This is a genomic window from Massilia sp. 05N420, from assembly GCF_056397205.1.
Genome location: NZ_JBFTMX010000015.1, coordinates 38,810 through 55,709 on the forward strand (window position 1 = coordinate 38,810; position 16,900 = coordinate 55,709).

The following is a 16,900-nucleotide window of genomic DNA, read 5'->3' on the forward strand; positions in this document are numbered from 1 at the left end:
ACGGACTGCGGTCAGCCGCCGTGGCGCTCCAGCCAGGGCACGATGACCGCGGCGAGGCGCTCCGGCGCCTCGATCGGGATCATGTGCCCGCTATCCTCGATCACCTCGAGCGTGGCGCCCGGGATCCCGGCCTGCAGCTCGCGCGCCTCCTCCAGGCTGCGCAGCTGGTCCTGGGCGGCCGCCACCACCAGGGTCGGGCAGCGGATCTCATGCAGGCGATCGAGGTCGCCAGGGCGCTCCAGCATCGACTGGCGCCGGAACACCTCGCCTCCCAGCCGTACTCCCATCGCCCGCACCCGCTCGATCAGCGCCTCGTTGTCGCGCTCCTTCGGATGCAGCGACGATGCCACCGCGATGCGGCTCAGGCCACTGAAGGCAAGCGACGGCGCCGCCTTGCCGATCGCGCCCTTGCGCTGCCTCAGCGCCGGGCTGTCGGGACGGGTCGAGGTGGCGATCAGCACCAGCGCCTGCACGCGCTCCGGCGCCAGGCGGGCGATGTCGCGCGCGACGTAGCCGCCCATCGAAAAGCCGACCAGCAGGAAGGACGGTGGCGCCGTCTCGAGCGCCCGGCGCGCCATCGCCTCGATCGAGCCGTCGTGGCGCAGGTCGGCGTAGTGGATCGGCGCGAAGCGCGCCAGCGGTGCCTCGAGGTCGCGCCACAGGGTGTCGTCGGCCATGAAGCCGGGGACGAGCAGAAGAGCCATCGGATGATCCTTTTTGGGTAAGGTAGCAAATTTTAGGGGTTCTGAGCCTGCGGTTGCCTCACCGGGGTTTCCATGTCAGCATGCGGTGTCAGGTATCAAGTACCAGGAAATACGCAAGGAGCAAGAATGAGTCTTCCCAACCATCAGCTGAGCATGACGGTGCTGATGACCCCGGATACCGCCAATTTTTCCGGCAACGTCCACGGCGGCCATATCCTCAAGCTGCTCGACCAGGTSGCCTACGCCTGCGCCAGCCGCTATGCCGGCGCCTATGTGGTGACGATGAGCGTCGACCAGGTCACCTTCCGCCAGCCCATCCACGTGGGCGAGCTGGTGACCTTCCTGGCGGCCGTCAACTATACCGGCCGCAGCTCGATGGAAATCGGCATCAAGGTGCTGGCCGAGAGCATCCGCACCCAGGAAGTACGCCACGTGAACAGCTGTTTCTTCACCATGGTGGCCGTCGGCGACGACAAGAAACCGGTGACGGTGCCACAGCTAGCGCCGTCCACGCCGGACGAAGCCCGCCGTTTCGAAGAAGCGAAAGGCCGCAAGGAATTACGCCTGGCGCTCGACCGCCAGCACGCCGAACGCGCCAAAGCGCGCGCCTGAGCATCCCCTCCTCCTGACCGCAAACAGGCGCCGCCCGGCGCCTGTTTGCGTTTACCGCCGCTGCGCCGGCGCGACCGTTGTCGGTAATCTTTACACCTGTTTTGACGCGATTCAACCTTTCCCCGGCGTCTTCCAGGTCCCGCCTCGTCATCCGTACTGACATCGACCTTCACAGGCGAATTGTTAATTTTGCGTGAAATTTCCTTGCGTTATTTATGAGCATACAATTTCATTTAATTCAATATAACAACAATGATTTCTTGCAAAAAAGTACTTTTCCGTCGAAAAATCTTACATTTTGATGACATTTTTGCTCATTTTAAAATTTTCCTATACGAAATCAATTGCTTACAGTCCTGGCATGTAACGTGCAATACATACGCCGTTGGCTACCGCCAATCCGGGGGCGCGCAGCAAGGCCCACCCATCGTTCATACACAGGAGCGCAATACAAATGATCAAGAAAGCGTTAGCCGTAATGGCACTTGCAGGAACGGCGATGTCGGCACAGGCCGGTGTCGTACTCAGCGAGGGATTCGAGAACGTGGCAGGCCTGGCCGCCAAGGGATGGGTATTCACCAACAACAGTACCCCGGGCGGCCTCACTCCAGGCTGGTTCCAGGGCGACCAGAACATCTTCGGCGCCCAGGCGGGCAGCCCCTACTCGTACGCGGCAGCGAATTACAACGGCGCGCCCGCCGGCGGCACTCTCAATGCCTGGATGCTGACCCCGGTCTTCGACGCCAGCCATGGCGCCACCGTCTCCTTCTACCTGCGTGCCGACCACCTCGACGGGTATTTCGACCAGATCAACTTCGGCTTCGTGAATGCCAACGGCACCCTGACCGGCCTGGGCCTGACCTCGGTCAGCCCGGTCCCGGACAGCGACTGGGTCAAGTACACCGCTTCGGTCGGCACCAGCACGCTGGGCTCCGTCCGCTTCGCCTTCCAGTACACCGGCGCCGCCGACAACGCCAACTATGCCGGCGTGGACAGCCTGCTCGTCGACCTGCCGGAACCGGCCAGCATGGCGCTGATCGTCGGCGGCCTGCTGGGCCTGGGCGCGGCACGCCGCCGTTCGCGCGCCTGATCATTCCCGTCAAGATTTCTGGAGACTCTCATGTCGAAACTGAATTCCATCCAGCGCCTGCTGGGCACCGGCGTCGCCGGACTGGCCCTGTGCGCCTTCGCCCTGCCCGCCGGCGCCCAACAGGCGCAGCAGGAAGCCGTGCAATCCACCGATTCGCAAACCGTCACCCGTGACGCCGACACCGGCAAGCTGCGCCCGGCCACCGCCGCCGAGCAGGCCACCCTGCAATCGCTCAAGGCCAATCTGGCGCGCGAAGCGCCCAAGCCGACCCTGCAGAAATTCCACCGCAACGGCGCCACCGGCGTACGCCTGACCGACGAGTTCCTGACCGCTTCGACGGTCGTGCGCACTGCGGACGGCAAGCTCGACATGGTCTGCACCGACGCGCATGGCAGCCAACCGGCCGCTGCCCATGTCCATTCCGCCGCCAACACCCCAGTTACGGAGTAATCCATGCTCACCCCCGTCATTTCGCGTTCGCTGATCGCCGCCGCCTGCGCCCTGACCTGCCTGGCCACCCAGGCCGCCACGATCAACATCACCAGCCGCGACCCGGCCGGCAAGGGCTTCAACGACCCGACCCCGGTGGCACCGGTGGGCGGCAACACGGGCACCACCCTGGGCGAGCAGCGCTGGAACGTCTACCGCTACGTGGCCGGCATCTGGGAAAAGAACCTGCAGAGCAACGTCACCATCAACGTCAGCGCGGGCTGGGAAGCCCTGACCTGCACCGCCACCTCGGCCACCCTCGGCAGCGCCGGCGCGTGGAACATCTGGCGCGACTTCCCGAACGCCAAGGCCGGCACCTGGTATCCGCAAGCCCTGGCCAACAAGCTGGCCGGGGTCGACCTGAGCGCCGGCCAGCCGGACGACGGCAGCGGCTACGGCAACGTCGACATCAAGACCCAGTTCAACATCAACCTCGGCAACCCGGGCTGCCTGGATGGTTCGCCGTTCTATCTCGGCCTGGACGGCAATGCCGGCTCCAAGGTCAACTTCGTCGAGACCCTGCTGCACGAACTGGGCCACGGCCTGGGCTTCTCGGTGCTGACCGTGTCGACCGGCACCGGCAACCGCCTGAACGCCTCGGGCTCCGCCTATGTCTCGACCGGCGGCCTGCCAAGCATCTGGGAACAGTACATGTATGACAACACAGCCAAGAAGACCTGGCTGAACATGACGTCCGCGGAGCGCAAGGCCTCGGCCATCAACCCGCTGCAACTGGCCTGGATCGGCCCGAACGTGAAGGCAGGCGCAGGCATGCTCAAGCGCATCCCGATCATCCAGACCGCTTCGCCGGCGCCGGGCGGCAGCATGAACATCGACTTCAACACGGCCAGCTTCGGCCCGCTGCCCCCAAGCAGCGGCAACCTGGGCACCCTGGCCAACATCGCTGCCCAGGCCGGCGAAGCGGGTCCGGGCTGCAGCCCCTTCGACGCCGCCAACACGGCTGCGGTGAAGGGCAAGGTGGCGATCATCAGCCGCGGCAGCTGCCCCTTCGTCGACAAGGTCAGGAACGCGCAAAACGCCGGCGCGGTCGCCGTGATCCTGGCGAACAACGCAGCCGGCGCCCTGATCCCGGGCGGCAGCGACGGCAGCATCGTCATTCCGGCGGTCGGCGTCACCCAGGCCGACGGCGATGCGCTGAAGGCCGCCGTCAACACCGCCCTCGCCTACGGCAGCCGCAGCAAGCCGGGCACCGTCACCGCCGCCCTGACCGCCGATCCGGTGCGCATCGCCGGTGCGGACGCCAACGGCAACCCGCTGCTGTACACGCCGAACCCGCTGGTGTCGGGCTCGTCGGTATCGCACTGGGACGTGACCGCCTTCCCGAATCTGCTGATGGAGCCGAACATCAACCCCGACCTGACGACCGTCGTGGTGCCGCCGTACGACCTGACGCTGCCGCTGCTGAAGGATCTGGGCTGGTAATCGGCTGAGGTTCGCGGAACGTGGCGCCTTGTGCACGAAATTATGGATTTATCGTAACTTCGTGCTACAATGCGCCGCCTTGGCCTGGTAGCTCAGTTGGTAGAGCAGAGGATTGAAAATCCTTGTGTCGGTGGTTCGATTCCGCCCCGGGCCACCAAGAATTCAGAAAACGCCACCTTCGGGTGGCGTTTTCGTTTACTCCGTTAGAAGTGCTAGCCTCCGGTCCATTTTCGGTAGGGCAAGCTCAGGCAAGCAAGGCCTCGACGAGTTCGGCAACTTGCCGGGCTTCCGACACCGTGGCCAACCCCGTATCGACTTGCTCCCTGAACGCTCTGGCAAATGCGTCCAATGTGTAAGGAGTAGGGTCGACGGAGGCTATTGGCGGCACTCCGGTCGCTTCCAGTCGATACCAGTCATGCAGTCTCGCCTTGCCACGGGTTCCACGCCACTCGAAACAATTGCTGTCCTCTATCGTGCCGTCGACTGCGGCGTCAATGCCCACTATCCCACAGCCATGCCGCAGTTGCACCTTCAATGCGGTTTCAGTTTTTCCGTGCTCACGGTCGAGCCGGTAATTGGACAATTCCAGAGGACCAAACAAGCGTAATGCCAAGAACAGGAAATGCGATAACACCTCCCGAGTGAAACCTCCTTGGTCCGGCATGCCCAGCCAGTCGGCGGCGCCACGTTGCCAGGCGCGTGGCCAGTGTGCGAACCGCAAAGTGACGTCTGCCCCAGAGAACTCACCCATGGCGCCGCTGCTCACCATTGCCTGCAACTGGCGCACGGCTGGTACACATGCGAATGGGAAATTTACAGCGCACCTGGGCAGGACGAGCCGATCGATTGCCGCCACATCGCCAAGATTCGCAGCCAGCGGCTTTTCACACAGCACAGCCACCCTGGCATCCTGCGCCAGTCGCAGGTGCTCCAAATGCCAAGCCGGTGGCGAGGCGACATACAAAGCATCCAACCCAGGCTGGACGCTTAACTTGGCAGCGCTGGCAAAAATCGGCAACGCCGGGTCCAACGCGCGCACTCGTGCCTGAGCGCCTGCGTCTGGATCGTATACACCGACCACCGAAAATGCCGGGTGCGCTCTCAGTGCCTGCAGCACGCGCAAACCCATGATGCCGGCGCCAATGACGCCAATCCGGATACCTTCCATTTGGATCCTCCTGGTGATGGAACGGCGCCAGCGACGGCAGCACCGCAAGAAACGATCAGGCCAGCACAATGCGCAGAGCACACAGCAATAACAGAGATCCCGCTGCCAACTGCAGGACACCGCGCCTCCCGGGTTCGAGGTTGCGGCGCGCAAGCCAAGCGTAGGCACAAAGCACCGGGTATTCGAGCAGTACCGCAATCGCTCCCAGTAGCGTCATTTGCACCATCGGTGGCCAGCCGCCCTCATGCACAAACTGAGGCAGCATCGCGCCAAAAAACAGCACCGCCTTCGGGTTCGCCAACTGCAGCGTCAGCGCGTCGGTGAATAGCCGTGCAGCAGAGGCCGGGGGCGCCGGCTCGAGATTTCCTTCGCGTTCGGCATGGCGCCACGAACGAAGCGACTGAATGCCAAGCCAGCCGATGTAGGCGGCTCCCACCCAGCGCAGAACGGTCAGGCTGCCTGGAGCCGCGGCAAAAACGGCACCCAAGCCCAGCAAGGCCATCAAGATATAAATGCAGTTACCCAGAAGAATCCCGCCGATGCTGGCCTGCGCTGGCCTCCAACCTGATGTCAACGCTGCGCCCATCACATTCGCGACTGCTGGACCGGGCGTAATACTCAACAGAAAGTTCATGCTCCAGAAAGAAATTGCTAGCGCGATGTCCATGATGTTTAACCTCAAACGAAATTAACTAGACTTGAGTCTAATTAATTAAATTGTACAATGCAAGCCCTTTCTCAACGTCGCAAAGAGGCATACCAATGGCCCGGCCTCCCGGCAAAAACGCCAAGATTCGTCAACAGATCCTCGACGCGGCGTCCCGCTTGTTTGAGGAGCACGGAGTAGCAGGGGTCAGCATGGACGACATCGTGCGCGATTCCGGCGTGGTGCGTGCCACGGTGTACAGTCATTTCGGCAGCAAGGCTGCGCTGGTCGCCGCCAGTGCGCGTAGTTATCTGACGGGGCTGATCAATGTTGCGCCCCTACAGGCGGAACCAGGCCAGCTGCACGCTGCCCTCGACCATTTCGCACAGCAGACCCAAACCTGGCTACAGGCCCATGCCGCGCAGGCGGAACTATTCTTCAGCCACGTCCAGCAGACCGCCGATTCCGGCGAGGTGCGGGACGATGGCCCTTCCCTGCGCAAGTCACTTCGTTCGCTATTTACGCGCGCGCGGGAGAGCGGCGACCTGCCGCCGCAGGCCGACGTTGAGTTCCTTGCCGACGGCTATGCTTATCTGTGGTTCATGCTGTGCGCGCAATGGTTGGCGCGGCGCGACGATGCACGGTTCGCGTCGCGGCTCGCGCAGCTCACGGCCATGTACGCGCCGAGCGCCCCAGGGATTTGCCGCAATGTCTAGCTACAACACTGTCCTTGAACCTGGACTCGCTCCAGTTCCCTAGACAAATCCTGACCTCACGTTGAGGCGCGCTCGAAGGCCTCTGGGCTGACGTGGCCTTACCAGCACTCGCACTGCCTCACGCCACTGAGAGAGTGGACGAATCGGCCTTCCTGCCCGGACGCCACGTCATTGCACTTACCGGCGTGGCCCAACTGGATTCCGCTCGGGCCATTGGCATCGTGGAGCACGCCAACCCGGTCTATATCGAAGATCGTCACAAGCAAGCCGAGCGCGCCCTCGTTGGCGCGGCGCCAAGACCGCCCGCCAATCAAACCTTCCGGGTGCATAAGAGGACCCCGGGTTACTCCGGGCCGTCGCGATAACGAATGCCTTGCCATGACACGTCAGACACATATGCCCGTGCTCAGCATTGCCTGCATTTGAACCGCGTCGACCGGCTTGCTGAAGAAGTAGCCCTGGCCTTCATTGCATCCGTGCGCGTTGAGAAACGCAAACTGCCCCTCATCTTCGACGCCTTCGGCGATGACACGCTGGTGCAGATTCTTGCCCATGCCGATGACCGCGCTGACGATGACCCCATTGCTTTCAAGTCCGGCATTGATTGCCTTTACAAACGACTGGTCGATCTTGAGCACATCGATCGGAAATTGGTTCAAGTAGCTCAGGCTGGAATAACCGGTGCCAAAGTCGTCCACGGCGATCTGTACGCCCATTGTCTTGAATTTGGCCAGTAAGCAGGCACTGGTCGCCACATCGCGCATCAGCACGCTCTCGGTCAGTTCGAGCTGCAGGCAGGCAGGGTCCACGCCAGTGGTCTCCAGGACGGTAAGCGCGTGATCGAAAAAATCCCGATGACGAAATTCCAGAGCCGACACGTTGATCGCGATTGACCCCGGGGAAATGCCTTGGTTACGCCAACGCACCGCCTGCTCGCAGGCTTCATTCAATACCCACCGCCCGATTGGAATGATGAGGCCGCATTCCTCGGCAATCACGATGAAACGCTCCGGCAACACCAGTCCCCATTCTGGATGCTCCCAGCGCAGCAGGGCTTCGACCCCGGTGATGCAATTGGTTTTCAGGTCAACCTTGGGCTGGTAATGCAGCGTGAATTCCTTGCGTTCGAGCGCCTGGCGTAGATTACTTTCGATCAGCTGCCGCTCCACGGCCCGCGTATTCATGTCATGGCGGAAGAACTGATAGTTGTTGCGCCCGCGCTCCTTGGCATGATACATCGCGGTGTCCGCATTCTTGATCAAGGCGACGGCATCCGTACCGTCGAGCGGAAAAACGCTGATGCCAATACTGGTTGACGTATGCAACTGCTGCCCATCGATGAGGAAAGGCGTCGACAACGCGAGCAGTATTTTTTCAGCCGCCAGCGCCGCATCGTGCGGCCGCCGTTCGTCTGCGAGCAGGATCACGAATTCATCGCCACCGTGGCGGCTGACCGTGTCGGAAGTGCGCACGCAGTGCACCAGGCGTTCCGAGACGGCTTGCAACAACTGATCGCCGACAGCGTGCCCCAAGGAGTCGTTGATATGCTTGAACTTGTCCAGATCAAGGAACAATAATACCGGGTTTGTGTTGCTGCGCTTGGCCGAAGCAATAGCCTGAGTAATGCGGTCATTCAAAAGGACTCGGTTGGGCAGGTTGGTAAGGAAATCATGCTGCGCGAGGTGTCGCATTTTCGATGTCAATGCGACGGTGCTAGAGATGTCCCGGAACACCATCACGGCACCCACAAGCTGTCCATTCCAATCGTGAATTGGCGCGGCAGAATCTTCGATCGGAATAAGCTTGCCATGACGGTCGACAAGGACGACTTCGCCAGTCAAACCCGAGGAGTAATCGCTTTGCAGGACGTATTCAACCGGATTGATGATCGGGCGCCCCGTCACGGCGTCGATAAGGTTAAGCACTTGCGCTACAGGCATCCCACTCGCGTCCTCCCGCAGCCACCCGGTGATCAGTTCGGCCGCGGTATTCAAATAATCAACGCGGCCGGCCGTGTCGGTAGAGATGACGGCATCGCCGATCGAGTTAAGCGTAATTTCTGCACGCGCCGTGGCGACATACAGACGTTGCTCCACTTTCATGCGTTCGATAATGTTACGCAAGGACTGCGGCACTAGGCTGTTGTCGAAGTACCCCTTTGATAGCCAGCCTTGGGCGCCGCGCTGGACGGCCTCCTTGGCATCGTCTTCATTGTCGAGGTCGCACAGCGTCAGGATCGGTATGTGGCGCGCCACTTCGTATAGTTGATCGAAGCAAGCCAAGCCCGTGCCGTCTGGCAGCATCAAATCCGCCAGGATTACATCGATCCCTTCCTGGCGAATGCGCTCTATGCCTTCTGCCAAAGTAGCCGCGCATTCCACATCGAAGGGACCATCGAAGGCCTCACCTAAGGCATTCTTCAGGGCGAGGATGTCGTCCGCGATGGGGGAAATGATGAGGACTCGATTTGCCACGTTTTCTCCGTTGTCACCGATTCTAATGACGTGGCTCGGCTTAGCGTGCTGGCGCCGCATGACCACGCCGCCAACGGATGCATTTCGGCAGACGTCGCTGCCACCTGCACGATTTATGAGGAGCGAAGGAAGCCTGCGCACCAAATCCCAGATGCTAGCTTCGCGCAGGCTTTTAGCGCAGAGACTAAACGAGTATAGGCTGTTTCGTGACAGCGTCAACTTGTTGGGTTGCGGGAACCTGTGATGCAGGCGAGCGATGATGCCTGTATGAATCGCTACGACGATTGCAGCGGCGGTCAAGCAGGTGGCCGAGCGTGGCCACCGGCAAGCGACGTAGCCGCGCGCCTGGGGGAGTATCCACAGCCTGTACAACTGGACGAAGCGCTACGGCGTGCCTGAAGAGGAGCGCAAGGCTGTGGATTCGCAGGCCGATGAAATGCGGCGGCTGGAGGCCGAGTTGAAGCGCGTCACGGATGAGCGCAGCATCTTGAACTGGTCGCGGTGTAGTTTGCCAAGACGTCCGGGTAAGGTACACCTTCATTGTTGAATTACAGGACCAATTCCCGGTGCGGCGGTAGGTGCACTGATTGGGCATCCGTGGCATCGGATCGGTGTACTACCTGATGTTCGCCGTGCATCACGGGGTATCCGGCAGTCTCGGCCGAGAGATGGTGAGCTTCGTGTTAGTGACTGTCACGACATTCATCCTGGCGCAATGGTATGTCGATGCGCCCCTTGATGAAAGCTTATGCGCGACGCATTGCGGACCCGTGTTGAGCATCTAGGCGAAATAGAGCACACGGGACGCCGATTAGGCGTATGCTTTTATCATTCAAGCGCCGTACTGCATGAAGTGACCCACACTGCTTGGTCGCGGTAATTCAACGGCAATGCACGGAACACGGCCGTTAGTGACGGCCACTCCCGGCACGACGCAAGTAGTACGGGGGAGCATGCGAGGTCTCTACCTGCCCGCCCCCCCTGATTGCAACGGTCACATCGGGAGTACGTCATGCGTCACACATTGAAAGCCGTCTTCGCTCACCGAAGCGATGCCCAGCACGTCCTGGACGAATTGCTGGCCTCTGGATATTCGCCCGCCGATACGGCCCTGTCGAACGAGCTCCCAACTACGCAAGACGACGACGTCGGATTGGACGGCGAGGACGCAAAAGCCAACGGCCCGGTCAAACGACTCGCCGCGAGGCTGTTCCACACCGGACAGCGCGAGCATAGCGCAGCATATGCCGATGCATTCCTGCGCGGACGCCACATCGTGACGCTCACGGCCGATTCCGAGCCGGATATCGCGCGCGCCGCCGCCATCATCGAGCGCTTCGGTCCGCTCGGCATCGAAACGCACGATGCGGTGTGGGACCATGGCAGCGTCGGCGCCGGGCAAGATGCCGGCCGGATGGCTCGCGCCTACCCGCCCGGTACCGAGCCAGGCGCCCTGCAGGGCCGCGCCCATGAAGACAGTCGCTACTTCGGCATCCAGCGTGCCGATTCACCGCCGACCGGCAACACCTTCCAGGAAACGATGGGCGCGGACTCCCAATGGGTCCATCCTGACGAAGACAGACTGCATGTCCGCACCCCGGCCACCTTCGCGGATTCGCACGGCACCGTACACGGCGATGACATGGCGGCCTACCGCTATGGCAAGGAGATGCGTATCAGCGACAAGTACCGCAACCGTTCCTGGGACGAGGTCGAGCCCGCCCTGAAGAGCGCCTGGGAAGCGGGCGCGAGCGGCGCTGCTGCCTGGGACGAGAGCAGGAACGCCATACGCCGCGGCTGGAACAGCGCGTCGCCCGACATCGACGACGACAGTTATTACCGTACCCACTGGAACGCAATATACGCGCACGATGCCGGCGATAGCGAGGAGAAGAACGACGCCCCGGCCTCCCTGTCAGGCAGCGAAGCAGAGCGCAGCGAGAACTATCGCAGCCGCGATTGGCGGAGCTCCCCATCCGATGTCGAGGACGCCTGGAACGCGCGCCACGCGGGGCAACTATCGTCATGGGGAAATTTCAAGAATGCCGTGACCCATGGCTGGAACAGGATCCGGCTGGACACGGATACAAAGGAGCCTGCCGGCCATTCATACGAAACAAGGCCCGACACTGAAACGACGCGCATGGCCACGCCGGAAGTGCCTGGGGAAACCGAACATGCCGGCAGCGCTGCGCCGGCCTGGAACAAAGTGAAGGCGGCGGTACGCCATGGCTGGGAGCGCGTAAGGTCTTGATGGGCCGCTGACACCAAGCGCATCGGCACCTGTCGCTCCAGAAGTCGTCTGGAACAAGGCTGCCGCCTGATTGAACGAGCAAGCGAAAAGAGGCAGGTCATGCGCCACGATCTCACAGCAGTCTTCAACAACCCGGTCGACGCCCAGCATGTACTGGACGAATTGCTCCGCTCGGGGTTTCCGCGCTCCGGAACCTCACTCGTCAGCCCGCCCGAGCCTGACGACGCCAAGCGCCTATCCGACGCGGGCCCCCGGGGGACACTCAAGCAAATACTCATGCGGCTATTCGGGCCCTGGCACCACGCACCTGAGAGAATGGACGAATCGGCCTTCCTGCCCGGACGCCACGTCATCACCCTTACCGGAGCGCTCGAACTCGATTCCGTACGGGCCATTGGCATCATGGAGCGCTCCAACCCCGTCTATATCGAAGACCGGCATAAGCAGGTCGCGCATGCCCCTGTCGGCGCAGTGCCGAAGCCGCCCGCCAAACGAAGCTTCCGCGTGCATAAGAGGCCATCGCGTTGACGAGCGCCTTGCCGTGACGCGGTCAGATTGACATCCCGCACCACGAGGGAAGCCGCAAACGGCGCTCGACTCAGGGCTTCGCCGCCGCCAGCGCCTGCGCGATCCAGCCATCGAACAGCTGCTGGTGGTATTTGATCCAGCCTGCCGTATGGCGCGCGATGTCGGCCTGGGTGTTTTCGCCGGTCCGCATGCGCTCGTTTTGCGCATTGATGTCGGCGATCGGCAGGCGCATGACGTCGAACAGCTTCACGGCCGCCGGGTTCCTGTCGGCCCAGGCGCGGTTCACGACGATCCGCGTCGTGTTCACGGCAAATCCATAGTCGCTGCCGTCGTCGAGACGGGTATTCGCGTTCTGCGGATTCGACGAGAACGGCACCTGCAGCCAGACCACGTCCTTGCCCGGCACCAGCACCCCGCTCACCCAGTAGGGTGTCCAGGTGTAGTACAGAATGGGTTCGCCACGCTGGTAGCGGCCGATGGTATCGGCGATCAGGGCCGAATAGCTGCCCTGCACATGCTTGACCGTGGCGCGCAGCTTGTAGGCGTCCATGTGGTTTTCGATCATCGCCTCGCAGCCCCAGCCCGGATTGCAGCCGGTCAGGTCGGCCTTGCCGTCGCCGTCATGGTCGAATAGTTTCGCCAGCGCCGGGTCGCGCAGCTGGCCGATATTCGTGATGTGGTACTTGTCGGCCGTCGCCTTGTCGATCAGGTAGCCTTGCGCGGCCGGACCGGCGTATTGGCCCACGCGCAGCAGCCTGGCGTCGCCGCCGGCATTGTTGTAGTAGTCCTGGTGCAAAGGGTCCCAATGCACGGCGAGGAAGGTCGCGTCGCCGTTGGCAATCGCGATATGCGCGGTCGGATAGTCGACTTCCTTGATCGGCTGCGTCTCGTAGCCCAGCTTTTCCAGGGCACGTTCGACCAGCATGGTCTGGAAGGTTTCCTCGGCGATCGGGCTTTGCAGCGCCTGCACCTTGATGCCCTTGCCGGGCAGCCCGGCATCGGGCGTTTGCGCCATCGCCAGGGAGGTGGTCAGGGCAAGCGCGGCAAGCGCCAGGGCCGAGAACCACTGGAACCTGCGCTGCGCTTTATATGTGGCCTTGAAGTGTTCGATTCGTTGCATGATGTCCTTTCTTGTTATTGTGCGCTTATCGTGCGATTAGGAGACCTGGCGGGCGCGGCCGCTTCGCCGCGCGCCGGTCCGCCGCGTACCAGGCGGAGGATGAAACCGGCCGGGCCCGTCTGGTACCAGTGACGCACGCCGCGGCGCGGTTTCCCCATCGCCTGCGTCAGGCGGTCCAGGGTGATGGCCAGCAGCACGATGCCAAGGCCCCCCACGGTGGCCAGGCCCATGTCCAGGCGGCCAATCCCGCGCAGCACCATCTGGCCCAGGCCGCCGACCGCGATCATCGAGGCGATCACCACCATCGACAGCGACAGCATCAGCGACTGGTTGATGCCGGCCATGATCGACGGCATGGCCAGCGGGAACTGCACGCGGGTCAGCAGCTGCCAGGGCGAAGCGCCATAGGCGCGCGCCGCTTCGACCAGGTCGGGACGGACCTGGCGAATGCCCAGGTTCGTCAGGCGCACCAGCGGCGGCAGGGCGAAGATGATGGTCACGATCACGCCGGGCGCATTGCCGATACCAAACAGCATGACCACCGGCACCAGGTACACGAAGGCGGGCGTGGTCTGCATGGCGTCCAGCAGCGGGCGCAGGACATTCTGCGCGCGTTCGCTGCTGGCCAGGAATATTCCCAGGGGCAAACCGATCGCCAGGCAGAAAGCCAGCGAGGTCAGCACCAGCGACAGGGTGATCATCGCTTCCGGCCAGACGCCCAGCATCGACAGGACCAGCAGCGCCAGCACGGTGCCGGCGGCCAGCGCGCGGCTGGTGAATTGCCAGGCCAGCAGGCCGATGATGGCGATCACCACCATCGACGGCGCGGCCAGCAGCAGCTCGCCCATGCCGCCCAGTGTCGCGTCGATCGGCGCGCGCACCGCCTGGAAAAACGGCCGGCAATGCGCGACCACCCAGCCCAGGCCCTGGTTGATCCAGGATTCCAGCGGCAGCGAACCATCGAAGAGTTGCGTCAGCTGAAAGCCGCCGGCGTGGTCGGGCGTGACGGCCGGCGCCGCGTCGAGCCAGGAAGTATCGGTCGACGGCGTCGGCAGCCAAGGGTTGGTCTGGGCAGTGGCGGTACTGGGATTCATGCTTGTCCTTTCTGTGTTTGTGGCTCGGCAATGGYGGGCGTATCGCGGTCGAGGAATTTCAGCAGGGTGGTCTTGCTGATGGCGCCGCGGAAGCCGCCGTCGCTGGCCACCACCGGCACCGCATACGGCAGTTGCGCCACTTGCCCGAACAGGCCGGAAACGGGCTCGTCCGCATTAATGGTCTGCACCTCCGGCAGGTAGGCGTGCGACAGGCCCAGCGGACCGGTATGGCCTTCGAGCGCGCTACGCAGCGAATCGGCCGACACCACCCCGAGGAACTGGCGCCGCGGATTGACGACATAGGCGTAGGCCCGGTCCTGCTCTTCCAGCATCGTCAACGCCGCACGCGAACCGCGGCTCGGCGATTCCGACACCACGATCTGGCTCTTGCGGGCGATGTCGCCGGCCTTGAAGACGGCCGCCGCATCGACGCCGCGCACGAAGTTGCGCACGTAATCGTTGGCGGGCTTGCGCAGGATTTCCTCGGGCGTGCCCACTTGCACCACATGCCCGTCCTTCATGATGGCGACCCGGTCGCCGATACGCATGGCTTCATCGAGGTCGTGCGAAATGAAGACGATGGTGCGGCGCTTGATCTGCTGCAGGCGCAGCAGCTCCGATTGCATTTCCGTGCGCATGATGGGATCGAGCGCGGAAAATGCCTCGTCCATCAGCAGGATCGAGGGATCGCAAGCCAGGGCGCGCGCCAGTCCCACGCGTTGCTGCATACCGCCGGACAATTCGTCGGGATAGCTGGCGTCATAGGCCGCGAGGCCCACCTGCTCCAGCGCCTGCCGGGCCAGCGCATGGCGCTCGGCCTTGGGAATGCCGGCCAGTTCCATGCCGAAGGCCGTGTTGTCCAGCACGGACACATGCGGCAGCAGTGCGAAGGACTGAAACACCATGCTGATGTCCTTGCGGCGCAGGGCGCGCAGCTGCGTCTCCGGCAGCGTATTGATGTCTTCGCCGTCGATCAGGATGCGGCCGGCGGTCGGCTCGACCAGGCGGTTCAGCATGCGCACCAGGGTCGACTTGCCCGAACCGGACAGGCCCATGATGACGAAGATCTCTCCCGCCTCGATGGTGAAACTGGCGTCGAACACGCCGATCGTGCATTCGGTCCTGGCCAGGATTTCCTGCTTGCCGGCTCCCTGGCGGACCAGTTCCAATGCCTGTTCTGGCTGGTCGCCGTAGACCTTGAAGACATGGTCGATGATGATTTGTTTTGCCACGTGGTGGTTCTCCTTCGATTTTGCAAAGGCAATGAAACCCTGGGCCGTTGGCGATGCAACGGCGCATTGGCGTGCGCAAGCGACGAATAGGACGAGGCACGCTTTTCCGGCGTGCGTTCGTGCCGGTGCCAAGGTGTCATAGGCGTGTCAAAAGAGGCTGGGTTTCAGGACTTTTGACGACGCAGGTATTTGACGAACAATGCGTCAAACGATTACGGATACGGGCGCTGGGCCCAAGAATGATTTCCCGCTCGTTGAGAGGAAATACGGTGCTGCGGAGATACTTTTGAACAAATATATTGCACTAATGATAGCGCAAACAGACGCAAAAGTCCAGTAGCCTTCCAAATTGGAATGTGCTAGCGATGTTCTGCCAAGGCGGAAACCCGGCTGCTTATGGGCTGCTTATGGGCTGTTTGCCGTGCCAACGGCCGCTTCGATCGCCTGCGCATACTGCGCCGCGCCGGCCCTGGCACCGCAGGCCTGCATATCGTCGTACAGCCACATGAAACCGCCGGTAATGCCGGCCGTCGCCTTCCACGTGCTCATCCTGGTCCACACGACGGCCGGCGAATCGCCCTGCAGGCAAGCCTTGCCGTGCAGCGACCACAGGCCCGGGTTCACGCTCATGCCTATCGCGGACGACCAGGCTGCGGGATTGTTGCGCGCGCCGCCGTCGTAGACCTGCAGGTAGATGGTGTCGACCTTGCCGCCGAGCGCATCCTTCAGGCTGCGCCAATAGGCCTGCTTCGTATAAGGCACCAGCGCGAGCTTGTAGCCCAGGGCCGACAGCATATTGCCGAAGCGGGCCGACGAATCCAGGTCGTAGGTGCTTTCGTCGTGGAAGTTGGCGGCATCGGCGCCGGTCGCGGCTCTCAAGGCCTGGAAATTCCGGTACAGGATGCTGCTTGGGCCGCTGCCTTGCGCGGCGATGAGGTCGCGAATGGCCGCGAAATCATTGGTGCCGCCCGAACCGATCGACACCTCGATGCGCCTGACCCCGGTGGGCTGCCGCTTGAGCGTGGCAAGCCGGGACGGCCAGTCCGGATCGCCCACATAGCGGCCGTCGGCCACGAGCAGCTTGTCGTTGAGGATGAGGTTTCCGCTTTTGGCGTCGACGTGGATGCTCCACAGGATCACCGTGTCGAAGCCGGATGCGCGCAGATCGTCCATTACCGCCTGGCCGCCGCTGTAGAAGGGGCCGCCGCCGAAGACCGCGGAATGGTTGGGATTACCCGGTGCCGGGGTGGCGGCGAAGCTTGTGGACGCGGCCAGGGCGCCGGCCAGCAGCGACAGCCGAAGACGAGCGAACATGCATGACTCCGATATG

The 16,900-nt window shown here is 62.6% G+C and carries 14 protein-coding genes, 1 tRNA gene and 2 pseudogenes; 9 read left to right on the plus strand and 8 right to left on the minus strand.

From position 1 onward, the window contains the following. Nucleotides 1–11: 11 nt before the first annotated feature. Nucleotides 12–704, minus strand: a complete 693-nt coding sequence (locus tag AC1DIX_RS11465; RefSeq protein WP_477324369.1) for an alpha/beta fold hydrolase — start codon at nucleotides 702–704, stop codon at nucleotides 12–14. A gap of 126 nt (nucleotides 705–830) precedes the next feature. Here AC1DIX_RS11465 and AC1DIX_RS11470 point away from each other — a divergent pair, with 126 nt between their 5' ends. The 5 genes from AC1DIX_RS11470 (at nucleotide 831) to AC1DIX_RS11490 (ending at nucleotide 4,495) form a co-directional block, all read left to right on the plus strand. Next, nucleotides 831–1,316 carry an acyl-CoA thioesterase gene (locus tag AC1DIX_RS11470; RefSeq protein WP_441935082.1) on the plus strand — a complete coding sequence of 162 codons (486 nt, stop codon included), beginning with the start codon at nucleotides 831–833 and terminating at the stop codon, nucleotides 1,314–1,316. Between the two features lie 499 nt (nucleotides 1,317–1,815). Then, on the plus strand, nucleotides 1,816–2,406 hold the full coding sequence (locus AC1DIX_RS11475; RefSeq protein WP_441935081.1) for a choice-of-anchor J domain-containing protein: 591 nt from the start codon (nucleotides 1,816–1,818) through the stop codon (nucleotides 2,404–2,406). A gap of 30 nt (nucleotides 2,407–2,436) precedes the next feature. Beyond that, a complete protein-coding gene (locus AC1DIX_RS11480; protein WP_441935080.1) occupies nucleotides 2,437–2,856 on the plus strand; it encodes a post-PEP-CTERM-1 domain-containing protein in 420 nt (139 codons plus the stop codon). A 3-nt stretch (nucleotides 2,857–2,859) separates the two neighbouring features. Continuing rightward, nucleotides 2,860–4,338: a PA domain-containing protein gene (locus AC1DIX_RS11485; protein WP_441935079.1), complete on the plus strand. Its 1,479-nt coding sequence runs from the start codon at nucleotides 2,860–2,862 to the stop codon at nucleotides 4,336–4,338. An 81-nt stretch (nucleotides 4,339–4,419) separates the two neighbouring features. Further along, a tRNA-Phe gene (locus AC1DIX_RS11490) sits at nucleotides 4,420–4,495 on the plus strand. 696 nt (nucleotides 4,496–5,191) lie between these two features. Here AC1DIX_RS11490 and AC1DIX_RS11495 read toward each other — a convergent pair. Next, nucleotides 5,192–5,506: pseudogene (locus tag AC1DIX_RS11495) on the minus strand (Gfo/Idh/MocA family protein); the annotation flags it as partial. Nucleotides 5,507–5,561: 55 nt separating this feature from the next. Continuing rightward, on the minus strand, nucleotides 5,562–6,173 hold the full coding sequence (locus tag AC1DIX_RS11500; RefSeq protein WP_441935078.1) for a LysE family translocator: 612 nt from the start codon (nucleotides 6,171–6,173) through the stop codon (nucleotides 5,562–5,564). A gap of 95 nt (nucleotides 6,174–6,268) precedes the next feature. On the opposite strand from AC1DIX_RS11500, the gene AC1DIX_RS11505 reads away from it, so the two are divergent. Continuing rightward, on the plus strand, nucleotides 6,269–6,868 hold the full coding sequence (locus AC1DIX_RS11505; RefSeq protein ID WP_441935077.1) for a TetR/AcrR family transcriptional regulator: 600 nt from the start codon (nucleotides 6,269–6,271) through the stop codon (nucleotides 6,866–6,868). A 386-nt stretch (nucleotides 6,869–7,254) separates the two neighbouring features. Here AC1DIX_RS11505 and AC1DIX_RS11510 read toward each other — a convergent pair whose 3' ends face one another. Next, nucleotides 7,255–9,642, minus strand: a complete 2,388-nt coding sequence (locus AC1DIX_RS11510; protein ID WP_477324371.1) for a putative bifunctional diguanylate cyclase/phosphodiesterase — start codon at nucleotides 9,640–9,642, stop codon at nucleotides 7,255–7,257. Here AC1DIX_RS11510 and AC1DIX_RS11515 point away from each other — a divergent pair. The 3 genes and pseudogenes from AC1DIX_RS11515 to AC1DIX_RS11525 form a co-directional block, all read left to right on the plus strand. Beyond that, nucleotides 9,614–9,917, plus strand: a pseudogene (locus AC1DIX_RS11515) (transposase); the annotation flags it as partial. The gene AC1DIX_RS11510 and the pseudogene AC1DIX_RS11515 sit on opposite strands and share 29 nt — an antisense overlap. A 437-nt stretch (nucleotides 9,918–10,354) precedes the next feature. After that, nucleotides 10,355–11,596: a hypothetical protein gene (locus tag AC1DIX_RS11520; protein WP_477324373.1), complete on the plus strand. Its 1,242-nt coding sequence runs from the start codon at nucleotides 10,355–10,357 to the stop codon at nucleotides 11,594–11,596. A gap of 99 nt (nucleotides 11,597–11,695) precedes the next feature. Continuing rightward, the gene (locus tag AC1DIX_RS11525; RefSeq protein WP_477324375.1) at nucleotides 11,696–12,124 is read left to right on the plus strand and encodes a hypothetical protein; all 429 of its coding nucleotides are present in this window, start codon (nucleotides 11,696–11,698) and stop codon (nucleotides 12,122–12,124) included. Between the two features lie 70 nt (nucleotides 12,125–12,194). On the opposite strand, the gene proX is transcribed toward AC1DIX_RS11525, so the two are convergent. The 4 genes from proX to AC1DIX_RS11545 all read right to left on the minus strand — a co-directional run bounded on the left by proX (nucleotide 12,195) and on the right by AC1DIX_RS11545 (nucleotide 16,884). Beyond that, nucleotides 12,195–13,244 (minus strand): glycine betaine/L-proline ABC transporter substrate-binding protein ProX, encoded by a 1,050-nt coding sequence (proX, locus tag AC1DIX_RS11530; protein WP_477324377.1) that lies wholly within the window; start codon nucleotides 13,242–13,244, stop codon nucleotides 12,195–12,197. 14 nt (nucleotides 13,245–13,258) lie between these two features. Further along, nucleotides 13,259–14,338, minus strand: coding sequence for a glycine betaine/L-proline ABC transporter permease ProW (proW, locus tag AC1DIX_RS11535; RefSeq protein ID WP_477324379.1), 1,080 nt, complete (start codon nucleotides 14,336–14,338; stop codon nucleotides 13,259–13,261). Then, complete coding sequence (proV, locus tag AC1DIX_RS11540; RefSeq protein WP_477324381.1) at nucleotides 14,335–15,570, minus strand: glycine betaine/L-proline ABC transporter ATP-binding protein ProV; 1,236 nt, start codon at nucleotides 15,568–15,570, stop codon at nucleotides 14,335–14,337. Before proV ends, proW begins: the two co-directional genes overlap by 4 nt. Nucleotides 15,571–15,975: 405 nt before the next feature. Then, nucleotides 15,976–16,884: a hypothetical protein gene (locus tag AC1DIX_RS11545; protein ID WP_477324383.1), complete on the minus strand. Its 909-nt coding sequence runs from the start codon at nucleotides 16,882–16,884 to the stop codon at nucleotides 15,976–15,978. Between the last annotated feature and the right edge of the window lie 16 nt (nucleotides 16,885–16,900).

Excerpts from the sequence above, each read along its gene's own strand:
- AC1DIX_RS11465 (WP_477324369.1), bottom strand. The coding sequence starts at position 704 with ATGGCTCTTCTGCTCGTCCCCGGCTTCATGGCCGACGACACCCTGTGG.
- AC1DIX_RS11475 (WP_441935081.1), top strand. The coding sequence starts at position 1,816 with ATGTCGGCACAGGCCGGTGTCGTACTCAGCGAGGGATTCGAGAACGTG.
- AC1DIX_RS11480 (WP_441935080.1), top strand. The coding sequence starts at position 2,437 with ATGTCGAAACTGAATTCCATCCAGCGCCTGCTGGGCACCGGCGTCGCC.
- AC1DIX_RS11485 (WP_441935079.1), top strand. The coding sequence starts at position 2,860 with ATGCTCACCCCCGTCATTTCGCGTTCGCTGATCGCCGCCGCCTGCGCC.
- AC1DIX_RS11500 (WP_441935078.1), bottom strand. The coding sequence starts at position 6,173 with ATGGACATCGCGCTAGCAATTTCTTTCTGGAGCATGAACTTTCTGTTG.
- AC1DIX_RS11505 (WP_441935077.1), top strand. The coding sequence starts at position 6,269 with ATGGCCCGGCCTCCCGGCAAAAACGCCAAGATTCGTCAACAGATCCTC.
- AC1DIX_RS11520 (WP_477324373.1), top strand. The coding sequence starts at position 10,355 with ATGCGTCACACATTGAAAGCCGTCTTCGCTCACCGAAGCGATGCCCAG.
- AC1DIX_RS11525 (WP_477324375.1), top strand. The coding sequence starts at position 11,696 with ATGCGCCACGATCTCACAGCAGTCTTCAACAACCCGGTCGACGCCCAG.
- proX (WP_477324377.1), bottom strand. The coding sequence starts at position 13,244 with ATGCAACGAATCGAACACTTCAAGGCCACATATAAAGCGCAGCGCAGG.
- proW (WP_477324379.1), bottom strand. The coding sequence starts at position 14,338 with ATGAATCCCAGTACCGCCACTGCCCAGACCAACCCTTGGCTGCCGACG.
- AC1DIX_RS11545 (WP_477324383.1), bottom strand. The coding sequence starts at position 16,884 with ATGTTCGCTCGTCTTCGGCTGTCGCTGCTGGCCGGCGCCCTGGCCGCG.